The organism is Xylanimonas allomyrinae, from assembly GCF_004135345.1.
Classification (GTDB): Bacteria; Actinomycetota; Actinomycetes; order Actinomycetales; family Cellulomonadaceae; genus Xylanimonas; species Xylanimonas allomyrinae.
Genome location: NZ_CP035495.1, coordinates 2,929,476 through 2,944,181, shown reverse-complemented (window position 1 = coordinate 2,944,181; position 14,706 = coordinate 2,929,476). Strand labels below are relative to the sequence as shown.

The following is a 14,706-nucleotide window of genomic DNA, read 5'->3' as shown; positions in this document are numbered from 1 at the left end:
CTTGCGGAGAACTCTATGTACGCAAGCAGCGGATGACACACCAACAAGGTGACCCTCCTCACAGCGCCACGCTCGGGCCGATCCGGGCGCAGGCGCTGGACCACTCGAGGAGGAGTGCCATGACCGTGGATGCCACGGGTGCCCTGCCGCTGCGGCGGGCCCCACGCAGACGCAAGGACCGCACGCACTGGCTGTACATCGCCGTCATCGCAGCCGTGGTGCTCGGGGCTCTGGTGGGCTTCGTCGCACCCGAGGTGGGTGCCTCTCTCAAGCCCGTCGGGAGCAGCTTCGTGAAGCTGATCCAGATGATGATCGCGCCGGTGATCTTCTGCACCATCGTGCTCGGGGTCGGGTCGATCGCCAAGGCTGCGACCGTGGGCAAGGTCGGCGGCATCGCCATCGGCTACTTCCTGGTGATGTCGACCCTGGCCCTGGTCATCGGCCTCGTGGTCGGCAACCTCATCCACCCGGGCGAGGGCCTGCACGCCGCGAGCGAGACGGCGTCGTACGAGGTCAGCACCGAGGCGTCGGAAGGGCTCGTCGGGTTCGTCACCGGCATCATCCCGACGACGTTGTTCAGCGCCCTGACCGGCCAGGTCATCCTCCAGACGTTGTTCGTCGCGCTCCTGGTGGGCTTCGCGCTCCAGGCGATGGGCAAGGCCGGAAAGCCGATCCTGACGGGCATCGGCCACCTGCAGAAGCTCGTGTTCCGCATCCTCATGATGATCATGTGGGTCGCGCCCGTGGGCGCCTTCGGCGCGATGGCCGGCGTCGTCGGCGAGACCGGCGTGCGCGCGATCGTCTCGCTGGCGACCGTGATGGTCGGCTTCTACATCACGTGCGTGCTGTTCATCCTCGTCGTGCTCGGCTCCGTCCTGCGCCTGGTCGCGGGCGTCAACGTGCTGCGGCTCATGAAGTACCTGGGGCGCGAGTACCTGCTGATCTTCTCGACGTCGTCGTCGGAGACGGCGCTGCCGCGGCTCATCGCCAAGATGGAGCACCTGGGCGTGTCGCGGCCCGTCGTCGGCGTGACGGTGCCGACGGGCTACTCGTTCAACCTCGACGGCACGGCGATCTACCTGACGATGTCGGCGCTGTTCGTGGCGGCCGCGATGGACCGGCCGCTCGCGCTGGGCGAGCAGGTGTCGCTGCTGGTCTTCATGATCATCGCGTCGAAGGGTGCGGCCGGGGTCACGGGTGCGGGCCTGGCGACGCTCGCCGCGGGCCTGCAGTCGCACCGCCCCGACCTGGTCGACGGCGTCGGCCTCATCGTGGGCATCGACCGGTTCATGTCCGAGGCCCGCGCCCTGACCAACTTCACCGGCAACGCCGTGGCGACCGTCGTCATCGGCACCTGGGTCAAGGAGATCGACACCGATCGCGTCCACCGTGTGCTGCGCGGCGAGCTGCCGTTCGACGAGCAGTCGCTGCACACGGACGGGCACGGCGGCGGGGCCGCGGAGGACGGCGACGAGGCGGCCGAGGTCACCGGCGCGCAGGAGCACACGCTCGCGGGCGCCAGGCGCTGAGCCATGCCGGGCTCGCAGCCCGGCATGGCAGCCCGGCATGGCAGCCCGGCATGGTTCGAGGGTCCAGGGTGCGGGGGCACCCTGGACCCTCGGCGCGTGACGAACCGAAGGGTAGCCGGACGGGTCCCTCCCGCGATATGAGTAGTCTCATGGAGATGACTGGGAAAACGCGGAGGGTCGTGGGTCGAGGTCTCGCCCTGGCCGCGGCCGCCCTGCTGATGGCCGGGTGCACGGCACCGTCGAGCCAGTCGAAGGCCGGGTCGACCGCCCATGCCTCGCACGGCGCCTCCTCCCCCGCAGAGGCCGACCCGAGTCCCGCGCACGACGAAGCGGCCGATCCGGGCACGCCCGCCGGGCCTGCCCCCGGCGGGCTGGACCTGTCGATCTGCGAGCCGGGCGAAGGCAAGACCGTCACCCCGTACGACGACGACGTGATCCCCGCGCAGACCATCCCGTCCGTCCCCGGACACACCACGACGGTGGCCGGGCAGCGGATCGAGATCCCCGGGGTCGCCGCTGCCGTGATCCCCGAGCGGGTCGGCAAGTCCGGGTGCGTGGTCGAGTACGACGCCCCGGGCGGCTGCCTCGGTGCGGTCGAGATCTCCGGCGCCTACATCCCCGAGTACGCGATCCCCGAGCGGCGGCTCCCGGACGTCACACTCCCGGGCGGCGAGACGCTCGCCGGTGCGGTGCTGCCCGCCCGGACGGTGCCGGCGCAGTGGGTCCAGGGCGTCCGGCAGGAGGAGGTGTGCCAGAACGCGAAGGATGCCGCGCCGGGCGACTTCGTCGCGTCGGTGTTCCGCCCGTCGCTGTTCCGGTCGAGCGTGTTCCAGCCGTCCGCCTTCCAGGCGTCGGCGTTCCGCGCGAGTGCCACGGTCGGCAACGACCATGTCGCCAGCTTCTCCGTCCCCTCCGCATCGGCGCCGAGCCACTCGATGCCCTCGCGCTCCTTCCCGAGCGCGTCGCTCGCGAGCTACACCGTCTCCGGCAGCGGCGACGTCGAGGAGCTCCGAGGCGACGACGTCACCTCGTACGCCACCTCCGGCGACGTGCTGTTCGGCAGCAACGAGGACACCCTGCGCCCCGAGGCCGCCACCGCGCTCCAGGCGATCCTCGACCAGGCCGCCGCAGGCCCGAGCACCCGGTTCCGGGTCGAGGGGCACACCGACGACGTCGACACCCCGGAGTACAACCTGGACCTCTCCCAGCGCCGGGCCCAGGCGGTCGCCGACTGGCTGGCAGGCCAGGGCGTGGACCCGTCGCGGATCACGGTCACGGGGTACGGGTTGACGCATCCACGGGCCGACAACACCACCGCAGAGGGCAGAGCCCTGAACCGCCGGGTCGTGATCACCGTGACCGAGTAACCCCCCGGACTCGTCCCTGACACGGTTCAGGGGCGAGTCCGGGCGGCACCCGATAGCCGGGCGACGGGCCGTGCCGGGATGCTCGAGGCATGAGCACCTCGTCCCCGTACCCCACCCCCGCCCCAAGCCCTCCCGCCCCTTCTACCGGCCCGCCGACGGCCGCGTGCTCGGTGGCGTGTGCGCCGCCGTCGCCGACTACTTCGGCTGGGACCGCACCGTCGTGCGACTGCTCGCCGTCGCCTCGGTCGTGCTGCCCGGCACCCAGGTCGTGGCCTACCTCATCCTGTGGCTCCTGGTCCCGAGCGAGGAGCGCTACTGGGAACGGCAGGCCGCGGCGGCACAGCGGCAGGTGCCGTACGCCGCCCCGGCTCCGTACCCGACGCAGCCGCCCGCCCCGCAGGCGTGACCCTCACCGGCGGCGGCGGTACCCCCACGCCGCCAGGATCGCGAAGACGACGGCCAGGCCCACGCACCAGATCACGGCCGTCAGCGCCGTCGAGCCCAGCTCGGCGCCGCTGACGGCACCGGGGGTCCCCGGCACCAGCAGCCCGCGCACGGTCTCGATGAGCGGGGTCACCGGCTGGTGCTGCGCGAACCCGCGCAGCCACGTCGGCATGGTCTCGACGGGCACGAACGCGCTGGAGATGTACGGCAGGAACATCACGCCGAAGCTGAACCCGCCGGCCGCGTCGGCCGAGCGCACCATGACCCCGGTGAACGCGGCGGCCCAGGCGATCGCGTTCACGAACAGCAGCAGCATGCCGACGGCGCCGAGCCAGCCGAGCAGCGACGCCGTCGGGCGGAACCCGATCAGGACGGCGACTCCGAACACGATCGCTGACGTGACGAGGTTGCGCAGCAGGCTCGCACCGACGTGCCCGAGCACGAACGTCCACGAACGCATCGGCAGCGAGCGCAGCCGGTCGACCATGCCTCCCGACATGTCCTGCTCGACCGCGAGCGCCGCGTTGGCCGCGCCGAACCCGGCGCACAGCAGGATGATCCCGGGCGTCGCGTAGGTGACGTAGTCGACCCCGACGTCGATGGCCCCGCCGAACACGAGCGTGAACATCAGCAGGATCAGGACGGGCAGCACGGCTGCGGTGAGCATGGCGTCGACGTCGCGGGTGAACAGGCGCACGGAGCGCGCGGTCATGGTCACGGCGTCGGACACGGCGTCGCGCACGGCGGTGCGCAGGGCGGCATGGCGGGGTGCGGTGGCGGGTGCGAGTGCGCTGGTCATGCGGCCTTCTCCTGCGTGCGGGTGGGGGTGTCTGCGGCGGTGCGGGCGGTGTGCCCGGTGAGGGTGAGGAACACGTCGTCGAGCGTGGGCTCGCGCAGGCGCCACGCGGCAGGGGCGACGCCGGTGGCTTCCGCGCGCGCGAGCAGGTCGCGCACGTGCGCGAGCGTCCCGTCGGTGGCCAGGGCGACGTCGGTGCCGGGTGCCGGTGGCAGGCCGAAGGCGGCGCGCACGTGCGCGGCGTCGGCGGCGGTCGTCAGGTCGAGCTCGACGCGGGCCTGGCCGACGCGCCGCTTGAGCTCGTCGGCGGTGCCCTCGGCGGCGACGGTCCCGCCGTCGATGAGGGCGACGCGGTCGGCGAGCTCGTCGGCCTCGTCGAGGTACTGCGTGGTGAGGAAGAGCGAGGTGCCGGCGGCGACGACGTCACGCACGAGGTCCCACAGGGCGCGGCGGCTACGGGGGTCGAGGCCCGTGGTGGGCTCGTCGAGGAAGAGCACCTGGGGCGGGCGACGAGCCCGGCGGCGAGGTCGAGGCGGCGGCGCATGCCGCCCGAGTAGGTGCCGACGCGGCGCCCGGCCGCGTCGGTGAGGCCGACGGCGTCGAGCAGCTCGGCGACGCGGGTGGGGACCTGGCGGCGGGACAGCCGCGAGAGGCGCGCGATCATGGTGAGGTTCTCGCGTCCGGTCTGCTTGAGGTCGAGCGCGACCTGCTGGCCGGTGAGGCTGATGGCGCGGCGCACCTGGGCGGCCTCGCGGACGACGTCGTGGCCGGCGACGGTGGCGCGGCCGCCGTCGGGGGCGAGCAGCGTCGACAGGATCTTCACGGTGGTGGTCTTGCCGGCCCCGTTGGGGCCCAGGAGTGCGAGCACCTCGCCGCGGTGCAGCGTGAGGTCGACCCCTTCCAGCACGGGGACGGTGCCGTAGGCCTTGCGCAGCCCCTCGGCGTGCACGACGACGTCGGTCATGGGTTCCTCGCTCATGGTGTGTGTACGGCGTCCACTGTTTAGGACGTATACGTCAGTGTGTACGGCATACACTGGTGGCGTCAACCTCGCAGCGACCCACGATGCTCATCGCGACACGCGCGGCCCCGGCCGCGCGACAGGGAGGCCGGCCATGCCCGACCAGGAACGACCGCTCGACGCCGAGCTGGTCCGGCTCGTCCAGCGCCTCTGGGAACCGCCGCCGCCGTCCCGCCGCGGCCCCAAGGCCTCGCTGAGCATCGAGCGCATCGTCGACGCCGCGATCGCGCTCGCCGACGCCGAGGGCATCGGCGCGGTCTCGATGGCCCGGCTCGGCAAGGCCCTCGGCGTCTCCCCCATGGCCCTGTACCGGCACGTGGGCAGCAAGGACGAGCTGCTCGCCCACCTCACCGACCGCATCGCGGCCGACCTGCCCGACCTGCCCACCGAGGGCACGTGGCGCGAACGCCTCGAACGCTGGATGCGCGTCCAGATCGACCTCGCGCTCGCGCGGCCCTGGTTCCTCGACCTGCCGCTGAGCACGGTGATGCCCGGACCCCAGCGGCTGCGCTGGATCGACCAGGCGTTCGGCATCCTCGCCGACCTCCCTCTGACGGCCGACGAGAAGTTCGCGATCATCGGCCTGCTCGCCCAGCACGTGCTCGGCGAGTCGCGCGTCCAGATCGAGGCCGCACGTGCCGGCGGCGAGCCGTACAGCGACCTCGCGGTGATGCTCGGGCAGTTCGCCGACCCGGACGCCTACCCCCACCTCGTGAGCGCCTTCGCGCACGCGCCGGCACCCGCCAGCGGCGACCCCGAGGACGAGATCGCGTTCGGCATCCACGTGGTGCTCGACGGCGTCGCGGCCTACGTCGCCCGCAAGCAGGAGTAGGCCCCGAACCGTCTCCGCCCCGGGGACGGCGCCCGCTCCCGCACAGCCCGCCGCAGCCGGCGAGGCGTGCCGGCCGACGTGTCGGCGGCAGGCGGCAGGCTGGGGCCATGACGACGCCCGCTCCCGCCCGTTGCTTCGGCGACGGCGACCCGCTCTACGAGGCCTACCACGACACCGAATGGGGCGTGCCCGTCCACGGCGAGGCCGCGTTGCTCGAGCGCGTCGCGCTCGAAGGCTTCCAGTCGGGCCTGTCGTGGCTCACGGTGCTGCGCAAGCGCGAGGCGTTCCGCGAGGTCTTCCACGGGTTCGACCCGCAGGCCGTCGCGGCGATGGGCGAGCCCGACGTCACGCGCCTGCTGGGCGACGCCCGCATCATCCGCAACCGCCAGAAGATCGAGGCCACGATCACCAACGCCCAGGCGGTGCTCGCCCTGCACGCCGACGGCCGCACCCTCGACGAGGTGTTCTGGTCGTTCGCCCCGCCCCCGCGCGACGCCCGGGCGGCGTCGTTCGCCGAGCTCGGCGCGACGAGCCCCGAGTCGGTGGCGATGGCCAAGGCCCTGCGCGCGCTCGGCTTCCGGTTCTTCGGCCCGACGACGGCGTACGCCGCCATGCAGGCGTGCGGGCTCGTCGACGACCACCTGGCGACGTGCCCCGTGGTGCTCGCCCGCAGGTGACAGGCGCATGATGCGACCATGAAGATCGGTGCCCACCTCATGCGCTTCGACTCCGTCGAGCCCGCCGCGCTGCGCCGCGAGCTCGCCGACACGGCCGCCTACGCCGAGGAGGCCGGCCTCGGCTGGCTCTCGGTCATGGACCACTACTGGCAGATGGTCAGCGCCGGCTTCCCGGCGTCGGACCCGATGCTGGAGGCCTACACGACGCTCGGATTCCTGGCCGGGCGCACCGAGACGGTCCAGCTCGGCACGCTCGTCACCGGCGTCACCTACCGCCACCCCGGCCTGCTCGCCAAGATCGTCGCCACGCTCGACGTCCTCACCGGCGGGCGGGCGACCTTCGGCGTCGGCGCCGCCTGGTACGAGCAGGAGCACGCCGGGCTCGGCGTCCCGTTCCCGCCGCTGCGCGACCGCTTCGAGATGCTTGAGGAGACCCTGCGGATCGCGCGGCAGATGTACTCCCCGACGACGGCCCGTTCGAGGGCACGCACTACCGCCTCGCCGCGACGCTCAACCAGCCACAGCCGCTCAGCCGTCCCGAGATCATGATCGGCGGCTCGGGCGAGAAGAAGACCCTGCGGCTCGTCGCGCAGTACGCCGACGCCTGCAACATCTTCGCCGACTCGCCCGACACCCTGCGCCACAAGCTCGACGTCCTGCGCGCCCACTGCGACGACGTCGGGCGCGACTACGCGCAGATCCGCGTCACCACGCTCACCGGCAGCGACCGGCTCGTCGCCGGCGACGTCGACGGGTTCGTCGAGGAGGCCCGGCCGTTCGCCGCACTGGGTGTCGACACCATGATCCTGCGCCCGCCCGCGACGTCCCTGGCCGCATGGGTGCGCGACGCGCTCGCCCCCGCGGTGGAGCGTGTCGCCGCCCTCTGACGTTCCACCCGGGACGCGCGGCCGCCGTGCGCGCGCACCCGGGCGGACGAGTGCCAAGGTGGGTCCGTGACGGATCGGCCAGACCTCCCAGCGAGCACCCCCGAACCGCGAGCGCACCTCGCCGCGCTCGTCGAGGACAGGATCGTGGCGACCGCCGGTGCGATCGCGCGCAGCGCCGGAGGCTGGCTGCCGCGCATCGACGGATACACCGGGTTCGGCACGCCCCGCCGCGTGCGCGTCATGGGGCGCGTCCTGCTCTCGCCGCGCCGCATCGGGCGCGGCCAGCCCAGCCCGGTCCAGCGCGGGTTCCGCACGTTCCTCGCCCTGCCCGCGCCCGGGCACCACGTCGTGGTCACGGTCGGCGACACCGTGGTCGACGCCGTCGCGGACCGCGCGGGCTACGTGGACGTCGAGGTCGACCTGCCCGACGACGCCCCGCTGCGACCCGGCTGGCAGCGCGCGACCCTGCGCACCACCAGCGCGTACGCGTCACAGGTCCACGTGGGTGTCGTCGTCGTCGGCGACGACGCGCGCATCGGGGTCGTCAGCGACATCGACGACACCGCGATGGTCACCGCCGTGCCGACGCTGTTCGTGGCGGCCTGGAACATGCTCTGGGTGCGTGCGGCGGCGCGGCGCGCCGTGCGCGGCATGGCCGAGCTCTACGGGCGGATCGCCGAGGCCAACCCGGACGCGCCCTTCGTGTACCTCTCGGCCGGGGCGTGGAACACCGCCCGCACCCTGCGCCGGTTCCTCGCCCGCCACGGCTACCCCGCCGGGCCGCTGCTGCTGACCGACTTCGGGCCCACCCGCACGGGGTGGTTCCGCAGCGGCCGACAGCACAAGACGACGTCGCTCGAGCGCCTCGTCGAGACCTTCCCGCAGGTGCGGTGGGTGCTCGTGGGCGACGACGGCCAGCAGGACCCCGAGATCTACGCCGAGGCTGCGCGGACCCACCCGGGAAGGGTCGTCGCGATCGGCATCCGCACCATGAGCCGCACCGAGCGCGTCATCGCGACCGCAGGTGCGGCGCGCGACCTGCCGATGGGCGCACCCCGTGAGCGGACCCCGGCGTCCGGCACCCCGTCCGGTCCGGGCGGTGCCACCGAGGTGGCCGGTGTCCCCGTCGTCGTCGGGCGTGACGGGGACGCGCTCGCCCGCGGGCTCGCGACGGTGCCGGGGCTGCTCGCGCCGGCGGGGTAGCAGAGCCCTCGCGGGCGTGACGCCGGCCGTACCGGCGGTGTGGTCGCGGGACCGGGCGGCGCCGAGCGCTCAGCGCCCGGCGAGCTCCTGGCCGCTCATGTGGCGGATCGACGTCATGACGTGGTCGGTGAGCTCGCGGCGTACCTGTGCGGGCCGCGCGCCCGCGGTGAGCTGGTGCGAGGGGTCGATCGGCGCACCGAAACGCACCTGGACGCCGCCGCGCATGGGACGCGGCAGGCGGCGGCCCACGGGCTGCACCTTGTCGGTGCCGATCAGCGCGACGGGCACGACCGGCGTGTGCGCCGCGAGCGCGAGCCACGCGACGCCCGTGCGCCCCGGGTGCAGCCTGCCGTCGCGCGAGCGCGTGCCCTCGGGGTAGATGCCGAACGCGCCACCGCCCTCGAGCACGCGCAAAGCGTCCTCGAGCGAGCGCTGCCCGGCACGCGGGTCGTCCCGGTCCACCGGGATGTTGCCCATCGTGGTGAAGAACCACCGCGAGATCCGGCCCTTGATGCCGCGGCCCGTGAAGTACTCGGCCTTGGCGATGAACGTGACCTGGCGCGGCACCACGAGCGGGATGAGGATCGAGTCGAGGAACGACAGGTGGTTGCTGGCGAGGATCACCGGCCCGCGGCGGGGCACGTTGTGCAGCCCGACGACCTGGGGGCGCAGCGTCACGTAGGCGACGAGCGACAGGATCAGGCGGAGCAGGCGGTAGGTCACCGGTCCATTCTGCCCTCGCTCCCCGACCGTGCCGCGCCACATCCTCGCGCCGACAGCGCCCCCAGGTCGGTCAGGCGACGGTCACGAGGTAGTCGTCCGCGCCGTCGTCCCAGGTCAGCACGACGGCGCCCGCACCCTCGGCGGCGCGGCAGAACTGGAGGAACCCGCGGAACCCGAGGGCCTTCTCCGAGAAGTCCGGCCGCCGTTTGCGCAGGCGGTTCTTGAGTCCCGAGAGCGGAACGGGCGTACCCGCCTCCTCGACCACCGCGCGCACGAGCGCGAACGTCTGGTCGCTGCCGCCCTGCTCGGGGAGCGAGACCTCCGGGTCGCCCGCGGTGGGTCCCGCACCGAGCTCCAGGAACCCCCGGTCGGCGAGGAACCGCACGAAGTCACCGAACGTGCGGAACCCGTAGTCGGCCTCGGAGAACGTCGGGTCCTTGCGCAGCAGCGTGCGCTTGAGCATCGACGCGGTGACGGCGCCGGACGTCGACGCGGCCAGGTTGGCGAGCGTCTGCGCGACCTGGACCTCCATGCTCGGGGCCTCGGCGGTGTCGTCGTTGCTCTCGTCCTCGGCGGTGGAGCGCTCCGGGGCGGCGGGGGCCGCGTCGGTCGCGTGCGGCGCGTCGGCCTCGGGCGCGGCCGGCTCGGGCTTGGCCGCCTTGGTGCGGCGCCGCGTGCCACCGGCCGCGGAAGCAGGCTCGGCGGCCGGCTCGACGGCCGGCTCGGCGGCCGGTGCGGCGGTGGACTCTGCTGTGGACCCGGTGGTGGACCCGCTGGTGGACCCGCTGGCCGGGGCGGCGTCGTCGCCCGGCGTCGTCGCCTTGCGCCGCCCGCGTCCCTTGGCCGACGTCGTGGCCTCGGCCGGCTCGGGGGCTTCGGCGCCCTGGGCGTGCGCCGCCGCGCCCGCGAGCGCCTCGACGGCTTCGGCCGCTCGCACCGACCGCTTGCGGCCGCGATCGCCCTGGTTCCCGCGTCCCGCACGCGAGGCGCGGGACGCCGGCTCGTTGCTGTCGGGGACGTCGACGCCTTCGAGCCGGTCGTAGAAGAGGAACTCGTCGCACGCAGCGGGCAGCAGGCGCGAGGTGGACTTCTCGACGCCGACGCCGATGACGCGCTTGTTGAGCTCGCGCAGCTTGTGGACCAGCGGGGAGAAGTCGGAGTCGCCTGTACACATGACGAAGGTCGAGATGTACTCGCGCTCGAACGCCATCTCGATCGCGTCCACGACCATCTTGATGTCGGCGGCGTTCTTGCGGGACGCGCCCATCCGCTGGGTCATCTCGATGAGCTCGACCTGGTGCCGGGTCAGGGCGCGGCGGTCCTCGTCGAAGTACGACCAGTCCGCGTAGGCGCGCCGCACGACGACGCGCCCGCGCACCGCGAGCGCGTCGGCGATCGGGCCGAAGTCGAACTGCATGCCCCGAGGTGCTCCCGTGCGCCGAGCGCCAGGTTCTCGTAGTCGATGAAGACGGCAAGGCGCTCCTCGGTATCCATGCACGCCACGGTACGTGCCCGCGCCGCCCGCCGTGCGCCGACGGCTCCAGCGGCCGGCACGGGGCGCGTCGCCGTCGGGCGGGATGTCCACCCACCGAGGCGAGAGTCTCGAAATACGATCGTTTGCCGCCCGCCCCTCGGGATCGGGGCTACGATGACGGACACCACCGGAGAGCAGCGGACGCGCTGGGGCACCACCCCGCACGGTCGCCGCCTCTCCCCTGCCGACGGAAGCCTCCCGAGGGACACCCGAGGTCGTGCGGGCCACGCGCCCCGCGACCGTGCGTCGAGTCTCCTGGGGTGTGATCACGCCAGGACCGAGAGGTTCGAGGAGCGACAGTGGCCGACAAGGCACTCCCCCCGCCCGCCGACAGCCACGCGCGGCACGCCGTGCACCGGCCCACCGTGTCGTTCGAGCTCATGCCGCCACGCCGCCCCGACGCCGCCCCGCGGTTCTGGGAGACCGCGCGGCGCCTCGTGGCGGTCCACCCCGACTTCGTCTCGGTGACGTACGGCGCGGGCGGCGGAGACCGCGCGACGGCGCACCGCGTCGTCGCGACGCTGCTCGCGGGGACGCCCGTGCTGCCGATCGCACACCTGACCTGCGTCGGCGCCTCGCGCGAGGACGTCTCCGAGGTCATCGACGACTTCCTGGACGCGGGCGTGCGCGCGTTCCTCGCCCTGCGCGGCGACCCTCCGCGCGACCAGCCCGACTGGCGTCCGCCCGCGGACGGCGTGCACTCGAGCATCGAGCTCGTCCGCCTGCTGCGTGAGGTCGAGGCCGCCCGCTCGGCCGCCGACCCGAGCTCGGCGCTGCGCGGGGCCGCCCACCCGCTGTCGATCGCCGTCGCGACGTTCCCCGACGGCAACCCTGCCGCGGGCACCACGCGAGCGCAGGAGGTACGCCGACTGCTCGAGAAGCAGCAGGCCGGGGCCAGCTTCGCGATCACCCAGCTCTTCTACGACGCGGACTCGTACACCGGCTTCGTCGCGGAGGCGCGCGCCGCGGGCGTCACCATCCCGATCCTCGCCGGCCTCCTGCCGACGACGGAGCCGGCGCGCCTGCGGCGGGTCGAGGAGCTCACGGGCGTCGTCGCCCCGTCACGGCTCCTCGCGTCGCTCGAGGCGCTCGACGACCCCGAGGCCCGGCACGCGTACGGGATCGCGCGGTCGGTCGAGGTCGCGCAGGCCGTGCTCGACGCGGGAGCGCCCGGCCTGCACGTCTACACGTTCAACAAGCACCGGCCCGCGCTCGACCTGCTCGACGGCGTCGGCCTGCTGCGGCGCGAGGACCCGGACCTGCTCGCTGCGGGTGCGCCGGGCGTGGCAGCGCACGACTCGCGGCCCGCCGTCGGCGGCCTGGCACCTCTCGGCGCCGCGTACCGGGCCGACGCGAGCGCACCGGCAGGCGGGTAGCGACGCCCGGCCGGTGCTCAGCGTTCCGAGGCGCCCCGCATGGGCAGCCCGAACGCGAGCGCGACGGCCAGGATGCCGAGCACGACCCACAGCCACGGCACGGCCCCGCCGTCGGAGGTTCCGACGCCGACGAGCACCAGGCCCCCCAGGAACAGCACGAACGACAGCAGCACACGCGCGGCGACCGCCACGGTGGGCTCCTGCTTGACCCTCTTGGCGACCTGGAACTCACTCATGTGACCAACCTAACGCGGCGCGCCACCGGCTCGCTCGGCTAACCTGCCACCAGTAGAATCGATTCGATTCGATTCAGCTCGACGGTTTCCCGGCCCGCCGCCGGGAACCGCATCCGCACGACCCCTTCCCCGCGTCGACCCCGCGCACTCCTATGCCCCCGTCAGGTTCCGCCATGCCGCTGCTGTCCGCCCCGCCGTCCGCCTCCGCCGAGCTCCAGCGCGTCCGCTGGTCGCTCGTCTCGATGTTCGGCCTCTTCGGCATCATCATCACGAGCTGGATGGGCCGTCTGCCGTCGGTGCGCGAGAGCCTCGACATCACGGCCGGCCAGCTCGGAGCCGTGCTGGTGATCGGGGCCGTCGGCTCGCTCGTCGGCGTCACCGTGATCGGCCCCGTCATCGTCCGGTTCGGCAGCGCCATGACGCTCACCGTCGGCATGATCGGCGCGTTCGCCGGGTTCGTCCTGATCGGCGTCTCGACGGCCGTGGGCTCGGTCGAGCTGTTCACGCTGGGCGTCCTGATCAACGGCCTGGTGGGGCCCGCCACGAACGTCCCGATCAACCTCGAGGCCGCTCGCGTGGAACAACGGCTCGGCAAGGCCGTGCTCCCCCACGTCCACGCCGCGTTCTCCGTCGGCGCCCTGTTCGGTTCGGCGGTCGCCGCCACCACGTCGACCTTCCACGTCCATGTCGCCTGGCACATCATCGGCGTCGCGATCCTCGTCACCGCCGCCCGCGCGCTGCTCATCGCCCCCGGGACCTCGCTCCAGGAGGCCCCGCGCCGGTCGGTCCGCCGGGCCGTCGACGGCGCCACCGATGGGGCCCCGATGGGGCCACCGAGGGGGCCACCGGGGGGTCCGCCGTGGGCGGGCGCGCTCGGGTGGCGCGCTGCGCGCGTGGACCGAGCCGCGCACGCTGCTCATCGGGCTCGTGCTGCTCGCCGCGACCATGTCGGAGGGCGCGGCCGCCAACTGGCTCAACCTCGCCGTCGTCGACGGGTTCGCGACCCGCGAGGCGGTGGGGGCGATCGCGTACGGGACGTTCGTGGTGTCGATGCTCACCGTGCGGCTGCTCGGCGCGGGCCTCATCGACCGGTTCGGCCGCGTGGCCGTGCTGCGGGTCTCGGGCGTCTCCGCACTGCTGGGACTGCTCGCGTTCGGGCTCGGCCCGTCGCTGCCGTTCGCCTGGGCCGGCATCGTGCTGTGGGGCGCCGGCGCCGCGATGGCCTACCCGGTGGGCACCGCGGCCGCCGCCGACGATCCCTCGAAGGCCGCGGCCCGCGTCTCCGTGGTCGGATCCTTCGGATCGATCGCGTCGCTCTCGGCGCCGCCCGTGCTGGGGCTGCTCGCCGACAGCTGGGGGGTACGGCAGGCGCTGCTCGTCATCACGCTCGCGATGGTGATCAGCCTGGCCGCCGCAGGTCAGGTGCGGCCCGAGGGGTCCGGGGCCGGCGCGGTGGACGCACGACCGCACCGGGACGACCCGTCGCCCGAGCCGGCCTGCCACCTGCCGACGGCGGGCGAACGCGCGGCCGTCGCAGGCTGAGCGCCCGGCCCCGCGCCCCGGCGCGCCCTCAGCCCGCCAGCATCGACGCCAGTGCGGAGACGATCCGCACGTCGCCGTCGAGCCAGTCGACCGAGAACAGCGCTCGGGCGTCGAGCCAGCGCAGATGGTCGTGCTCGGAGAGGGGTGCGGGCTCTCCCCCGGTCACGCGCGCGAACCACAGGCGCATGACGTGGCGGTCCGTGATGATCCACGCGCCGTCGTCGGGCCCGGGCAGTTCGTCACCCAGCTCGACGACGACGCCCAGCTCCTCGTGCAGCTCACGGTGCAACGCCTCGACCGGCGTCTCGTGCGGGTCCATCTTTCCGCCGGGGAACTCCCACCGTCCGGCCAGCTCCGCCGGGCGCGAGCGGCGCGCAGCAAGGAGCCTGGTCGGGGTGAGGATGTCGTCGACGATGATCGCCGCGACCACAAGGCGCCTCGTCGAGGTCGCGCGTCGCGGAGCCTCGACGTCCGATCCGAGCTGGTGCGTCATGCACAGAGTCTGGCATCTCCGTGTGGCCGCGCGATATCGGTTTCAT

The 14,706-nt window shown here is 73.5% G+C and carries 16 protein-coding genes and 1 pseudogene; 10 read left to right on the top strand and 7 right to left on the bottom strand.

Translation table 11 applies throughout. The features are described from left to right. Nucleotides 1-119: 119 nt before the first annotated feature. The 3 genes from ET495_RS13345 (at nt 120) to ET495_RS19490 (ending at nt 3,302) form a co-directional block, all read left to right on the top strand. On the top strand, nt 120-1,529 hold the full coding sequence (locus ET495_RS13345) for a cation:dicarboxylate symporter family transporter (RefSeq protein ID WP_129205201.1): 1,410 nt from the start codon (nt 120-122) through the stop codon (nt 1,527-1,529). A gap of 155 nt (nt 1,530-1,684) precedes the next feature. Continuing rightward, complete coding sequence (locus ET495_RS18910) at nt 1,685-2,896, top strand: OmpA family protein (RefSeq protein ID WP_245993076.1); 1,212 nt, start codon at nt 1,685-1,687, stop codon at nt 2,894-2,896. Between the two features lie 175 nt (nt 2,897-3,071). Next, nucleotides 3,072-3,302: a PspC domain-containing protein gene (locus tag ET495_RS19490; RefSeq protein ID WP_342770113.1), complete on the top strand. Its 231-nt coding sequence runs from the start codon at nt 3,072-3,074 to the stop codon at nt 3,300-3,302. Between the two features lie 3 nt (nt 3,303-3,305). Here the strand turns inward: ET495_RS19490 and ET495_RS13330 are convergent, their stop codons facing one another. Together ET495_RS13330 and ET495_RS13325 are read right to left on the bottom strand one after the other, a co-directional pair. Continuing rightward, complete coding sequence (locus tag ET495_RS13330) at nt 3,306-4,139, bottom strand: ABC transporter permease (RefSeq protein WP_129205199.1); 834 nt, start codon at nt 4,137-4,139, stop codon at nt 3,306-3,308. Then, nucleotides 4,136-5,100, bottom strand: a pseudogene (locus ET495_RS13325) (ATP-binding cassette domain-containing protein). The gene ET495_RS13330 and the pseudogene ET495_RS13325 overlap by 4 nt, the downstream one beginning before the upstream one ends. A 151-nt stretch (nt 5,101-5,251) precedes the next feature. Here ET495_RS13325 and ET495_RS13320 point away from each other — a divergent pair. The 5 genes from ET495_RS13320 (at nt 5,252) to ET495_RS13305 (ending at nt 8,756) form a co-directional block, all read left to right on the top strand. Continuing rightward, nucleotides 5,252-5,989, top strand: a complete 738-nt coding sequence (locus tag ET495_RS13320) for a TetR/AcrR family transcriptional regulator (protein WP_129205198.1) — start codon at nt 5,252-5,254, stop codon at nt 5,987-5,989. A gap of 107 nt (nt 5,990-6,096) precedes the next feature. Beyond that, a complete protein-coding gene (locus ET495_RS13315; protein ID WP_129205197.1) occupies nt 6,097-6,666 on the top strand; it encodes a DNA-3-methyladenine glycosylase I in 570 nt (189 codons plus the stop codon). An 18-nt stretch (nt 6,667-6,684) separates the two neighbouring features. Continuing rightward, the gene (locus ET495_RS19485) at nt 6,685-7,215 is read left to right on the top strand and encodes an LLM class flavin-dependent oxidoreductase (protein ID WP_342770112.1); all 531 of its coding nucleotides are present in this window, start codon (nt 6,685-6,687) and stop codon (nt 7,213-7,215) included. Then, entirely contained in the window at nt 7,212-7,553 is a 342-nt protein-coding gene (locus tag ET495_RS19480) for an LLM class oxidoreductase (protein ID WP_425471139.1), read from the top strand. The genes ET495_RS19485 and ET495_RS19480 overlap by 4 nt, the downstream gene beginning before the upstream one ends. A gap of 66 nt (nt 7,554-7,619) precedes the next feature. Next, nucleotides 7,620-8,756: an App1 family protein phosphatidate phosphatase gene (locus ET495_RS13305; RefSeq protein WP_129205196.1), complete on the top strand. Its 1,137-nt coding sequence runs from the start codon at nt 7,620-7,622 to the stop codon at nt 8,754-8,756. Between the two features lie 69 nt (nt 8,757-8,825). Here ET495_RS13305 and ET495_RS13300 read toward each other — a convergent pair whose 3' ends face one another. Further along, nucleotides 8,826-9,479 carry a lysophospholipid acyltransferase family protein gene (locus tag ET495_RS13300; protein ID WP_129205195.1) on the bottom strand — a complete coding sequence of 218 codons (654 nt, stop codon included), beginning with the start codon at nt 9,477-9,479 and terminating at the stop codon, nt 8,826-8,828. Between the two features lie 70 nt (nt 9,480-9,549). Then, entirely contained in the window at nt 9,550-10,896 is a 1,347-nt protein-coding gene (locus ET495_RS13295) for an NYN domain-containing protein (RefSeq protein ID WP_245993075.1), read from the bottom strand. 497 nt (nt 10,897-11,393) lie between these two features. Here ET495_RS13295 and ET495_RS13290 point away from each other — a divergent pair, with 497 nt between their 5' ends. Continuing rightward, on the top strand, nt 11,394-12,389 hold the full coding sequence (locus ET495_RS13290; protein ID WP_129206039.1) for a methylenetetrahydrofolate reductase: 996 nt from the start codon (nt 11,394-11,396) through the stop codon (nt 12,387-12,389). A gap of 17 nt (nt 12,390-12,406) precedes the next feature. Here ET495_RS13290 and ET495_RS13285 read toward each other — a convergent pair whose 3' ends face one another. Both ET495_RS13285 and ET495_RS13280 read right to left on the bottom strand, forming a co-directional pair. Beyond that, entirely contained in the window at nt 12,407-12,625 is a 219-nt protein-coding gene (locus tag ET495_RS13285) for a hypothetical protein (RefSeq protein WP_129205194.1), read from the bottom strand. Between the two features lie 161 nt (nt 12,626-12,786). Beyond that, a complete protein-coding gene (locus ET495_RS13280; protein WP_129205193.1) occupies nt 12,787-13,311 on the bottom strand; it encodes a hypothetical protein in 525 nt (174 codons plus the stop codon). 127 nt (nt 13,312-13,438) lie between these two features. Between ET495_RS13280 and ET495_RS13275 the strand changes: the two genes are divergently transcribed. Then, a complete protein-coding gene (locus ET495_RS13275) occupies nt 13,439-14,167 on the top strand; it encodes an MFS transporter (RefSeq protein WP_162616483.1) in 729 nt (242 codons plus the stop codon). A 28-nt stretch (nt 14,168-14,195) separates the two neighbouring features. Here the strand turns inward: ET495_RS13275 and ET495_RS13270 are convergent, their stop codons facing one another. Next, nucleotides 14,196-14,660, bottom strand: a complete 465-nt coding sequence (locus ET495_RS13270) for a (deoxy)nucleoside triphosphate pyrophosphohydrolase (protein ID WP_129205191.1) — start codon at nt 14,658-14,660, stop codon at nt 14,196-14,198. Nucleotides 14,661-14,706: the final 46 nt, after the last annotated feature.

What these genes read in the sequence shown, in the direction of transcription:
- ET495_RS13280 (WP_129205193.1), bottom strand. Translation starts at nt 13,311, where the DNA reads ATGGACGTGGAAGGTCGACGTGGTGGCGGCGACCGCCGAACCGAACAG.
- ET495_RS13345 (WP_129205201.1), top strand. Translation starts at nt 120, where the DNA reads ATGACCGTGGATGCCACGGGTGCCCTGCCGCTGCGGCGGGCCCCACGC.
- ET495_RS13295 (WP_245993075.1), bottom strand. Translation starts at nt 10,896, where the DNA reads ATGCAGTTCGACTTCGGCCCGATCGCCGACGCGCTCGCGGTGCGCGGG.
- ET495_RS13315 (WP_129205197.1), top strand. Translation starts at nt 6,097, where the DNA reads ATGACGACGCCCGCTCCCGCCCGTTGCTTCGGCGACGGCGACCCGCTC.
- ET495_RS13330 (WP_129205199.1), bottom strand. Translation starts at nt 4,139, where the DNA reads ATGACCAGCGCACTCGCACCCGCCACCGCACCCCGCCATGCCGCCCTG.
- ET495_RS13320 (WP_129205198.1), top strand. Translation starts at nt 5,252, where the DNA reads ATGCCCGACCAGGAACGACCGCTCGACGCCGAGCTGGTCCGGCTCGTC.
- ET495_RS13290 (WP_129206039.1), top strand. Translation starts at nt 11,394, where the DNA reads ATGCCGCCACGCCGCCCCGACGCCGCCCCGCGGTTCTGGGAGACCGCG.
- ET495_RS18910 (WP_245993076.1), top strand. Translation starts at nt 1,685, where the DNA reads ATGACTGGGAAAACGCGGAGGGTCGTGGGTCGAGGTCTCGCCCTGGCC.
- ET495_RS13285 (WP_129205194.1), bottom strand. Translation starts at nt 12,625, where the DNA reads ATGAGTGAGTTCCAGGTCGCCAAGAGGGTCAAGCAGGAGCCCACCGTG.
- ET495_RS13270 (WP_129205191.1), bottom strand. Translation starts at nt 14,660, where the DNA reads ATGACGCACCAGCTCGGATCGGACGTCGAGGCTCCGCGACGCGCGACC.
- ET495_RS13275 (WP_162616483.1), top strand. Translation starts at nt 13,439, where the DNA reads ATGGGGCCCCGATGGGGCCACCGAGGGGGCCACCGGGGGGTCCGCCGT.
- ET495_RS19480 (WP_425471139.1), top strand. Translation starts at nt 7,212, where the DNA reads ATGATCGGCGGCTCGGGCGAGAAGAAGACCCTGCGGCTCGTCGCGCAG.
- ET495_RS19485 (WP_342770112.1), top strand. Translation starts at nt 6,685, where the DNA reads ATGAAGATCGGTGCCCACCTCATGCGCTTCGACTCCGTCGAGCCCGCC.